This is a genomic window from Streptomyces sp. NPDC093149 (assembly GCF_044754145.1).
Taxonomy (GTDB): Bacteria; Actinomycetota; Actinomycetes; order Streptomycetales; family Streptomycetaceae; genus Streptomyces.
The window spans coordinates 1-3,091 of sequence record NZ_JBIVON010000069.1 but is presented as its reverse complement, the minus strand read 5'-3'; the positions used below and the strand labels follow the sequence as shown (position 1 = coordinate 3,091).

Sequence of the window (3,091 nt, the reverse complement as noted above, 5' to 3'; positions counted from 1 at the left end):
CATCCCCACCACCCGACAACAACTCCCAAAAACCCTCCGGAGAATCAATGCCACCCGGCAACCGGCACGCCATCGACACCACCGCAATCGGCTCGTCGGAGCCGTGGTTCCGGATCGCGCTCCCGGCTCGGCCGGCGGCCCCGGTGCCCGCTTCCGCCTCGGAGTCCAACGCCAGTCGCTTCAGCAGAAGTTCGGCGATGGCCACCGGGGTGGGGTGGTCGAAGGCGAGGGTGGACGGGAGGGTGAGGCCCGTCCCGGCGGAGAGGCGACGGCGCAGCTCGACTGCCATGAGCGAGTCGAAGCCGAGAACCTTGAAGATCTGCTCCTTGCCGACCGCGCCCGGACCGGACATGCCCAGGACCGTCGCGGCCTCCGTGCGCACCAGGTCCGTGAGCGGGGTCAGCCGGTCGGCCTGCGGCAGTACGAGCAGTCGGCCCCGCAGGTCCGAGGGGGTCGCCTTCGTATGACCGGCCCGGCGCCGCGGCGCGCGCAGCAAGGAGCGCAGCGCGGCCGGCACGGCCGACTCCCCTTCACTGTCCAAGGTCCTTTGCATGCTTGCGAGTTCGAGCCTGACCGGGACACAGTGCGGGTGGGGGGTGGTGAGGGCGGTGTCGAGGGACGCGAGCGCCTGGGCAGGAGTGAGGGCTCCGATTCCCTGGCGGCGGAGGCGGGCGAGTTCGGCCTGTCCCAGGTTCGCGGTGAGGCCGGTGCCGGCCTGCTGCCACAGGCCCCAGGAAAGGCTGGTGGCGGGCAGTCCCTCGGCACGGCGGCGCGCGGCCAGGGCGTCCAGGAAGGCGTTGGCCGCGGCGTAGTTGGACTGACCGGCGCCGCCCAGGACTCCGGCGGCGGAGGAGAACAGCACGAACGCCGCGAGGTCGAGGCCGAGTTCTTCGGAGAGTTCGTGCAGGTGCTGGGCGCCATCGGCCTTGGGAGCCCACACGGAGGCGAGGCGTTCGGGGGTCTGGGCGGTGAGCAGTCCGTCGTCCAGGACCGCGGCGAGGTGGAAGACCCCGGTCCAGGGGCGGGCGCCGGTGGCGGTGAGCAGGGTGCGGACCTGGTCGCGATCGGCGACATCGCAGGCCCGGATGTCGACGCTCTGGGCGCCGGCATCGGTCAGGGCCTCGATCAGGCTCTGGGCGCCGGGGGCGTCGGGGCCGCTCCGGGAGGTGAGGACCAGGTGGCGGACTCCGTGGGCGCGGACGAGGTGAGTGGCCAGGGCGGTGCCCAGCTCACCGGTGCCGCCGGTGATCAGTACTCGGCCGCCGGGGGCGAATTCGGGCGTGTTGGTGCCGCCGACGGCGCGGGTCAGCCGTGCCGCCCGGATCTCGCCGTCGCGTACCGCGATCTCCGGTTCGTCGGCGACGAACGGTGCATCGGCTGCTTCCCCGGCGTGGAGGTCGACGAGGTGAACGGAGCGTTCGGGGTGTTCGGCACGGGCGGTGCGCAGCAGACCCCACAAGGGGGCGTGGGCCAGGTCGCCGACCCCGTCGCCGGTGTCCACTGCGTTCCGGGTGACCCATACGAACTCGGCTTTCTCCAGCCGTGGTTCGCCCAGCAGCCGCTGGACCAGGGACAGCGCGTCCGCCGTCACCGACCTCGGGTCCGTGGCCGTCGCCGTGGCGTCCACCACCACGCGTTCCGGCACTCCCGCATCCGTGTCCAGCCGCGCCAGTAGCCTGTCGAACCCGTCCGGGTCCGCGAGCTCCAGGACGTGGACGGCGCCGGCCGGCTGAGTGGTGAGTCCGGGCAGGGCCCGGAAGTCCATCCGGTAGAGGTGCTCGGCGGAGGATCCGGCGGTGCGGATCTGCTCCACGTCGGCCTCACGCAGTTGCAGGTCCGCCCGGACGACAGGCTGTCCGGCGGGGTCGGCCGCCCAGAGTCCGAGGACGCTCTCCCCGTCCAGGTCGATCCGGACGCGCAACTCGGTGCTGCCCGCGGCGTGCAACTCCGCGCCCGCCCATTCGAAGGGAAGCGGTACGTGTCCCTCGGCCCCTGTCCCGTCCTGCACCGCCACCATCGCGTGCAGGGCGGCGTCCAGGAGAGCGGGATGAATACCGAAGGCGTCGGCGTCGAGGCCGTCGGGGAGGCGGACGGTCCCGTACGCGGTGTTGCCCTTGCGCCACAGCTCGGTCAGGCCTTGGAAGGCGGGACCGTACTCCAGACCGCGCGCCCGGAACGCGTCGTAGAACCCGTCGAGATCGACCGGCTCGGCGCCGAGGACGGGCCAATGGGTCAGCTCGTCGAAGCCGGCGGCCGCGGACTCCGTCGTGGTGTCGCTCAGCTCACCGCTCGCGTGGTGCCGCCAGGGCGTGTCGTCGGAGGTGTCCTCGGCGCGGCTGTACAGGGCGATCGTCCGGCGGCTGTCACCGGACGGGCCGGCCACCACGGCCTGGATGCGAACGCCCGTCTCCTGCGTGATGACGAGGGGTTCGAGGAGGGTCAGTTCACCGACTCCGGCGGCGCCGACGTGGTGTGCTGCGGTGAGCGCGAGTTCGAGGAGACCGGTGCCGGGGACCAGGACGGTCCCGAAGACGGCGTGGTCCTTCAGCCACGGCTGGTCGGCGAGCGAGAGCCGGCCGGTGAACAGGCTCCCCTCGTCGTCGGCCGTCACCGTGACGGCACCCAGCCACGGGTGCCCGGCCGCGTCCAGACCGACGGCCCGGATGTCACCCGTGGACTCCTCGGTCCGGAGCCAGTAGGGCTCGCGCTGGAAGGCGTAGGTGGGCAGGTTCAGCAGAGAGCCGGTGTCCGCCCCGAGACCGAGGGCCCGGTCCCAGTCGACGCCATGACCCTGGACGTGCAACAGGCCGAGGTTGCGAAGGAGTTGGTTGGTGGTGCCGCGGTCGCGGGCGAGGGAGCCGACGACGATGCCACCGCGCTCCGCACTCCCGTCGGTCAGAGGCATCGACAGGACCGGGTGGGCGGAGATCTCGACGAAGACGGTGTGGCCGTCGTCCAGGAGCCGGTCCAGGGCGCGGTCGAAGCGGACGGGCTCACGCAGATTGCGGCACCAGTAGCCACCGTCCAGACCGGTCCCGTCGGACACCTCACCCGTCACCGTGGAGTAGAACGCGATCTGTGCTCGCTGCGG

At 72.1% G+C, this 3,091-nt stretch carries 1 protein-coding gene; it reads right to left on the bottom strand.

The genetic code is table 11. From position 1 onward, the window contains the following. Positions 1-3,091, bottom strand: a 3,091-nt coding sequence (locus tag ACIQCZ_RS42480) for a KR domain-containing protein (RefSeq protein WP_402291568.1), incomplete at both ends; no start/stop codon positions are given.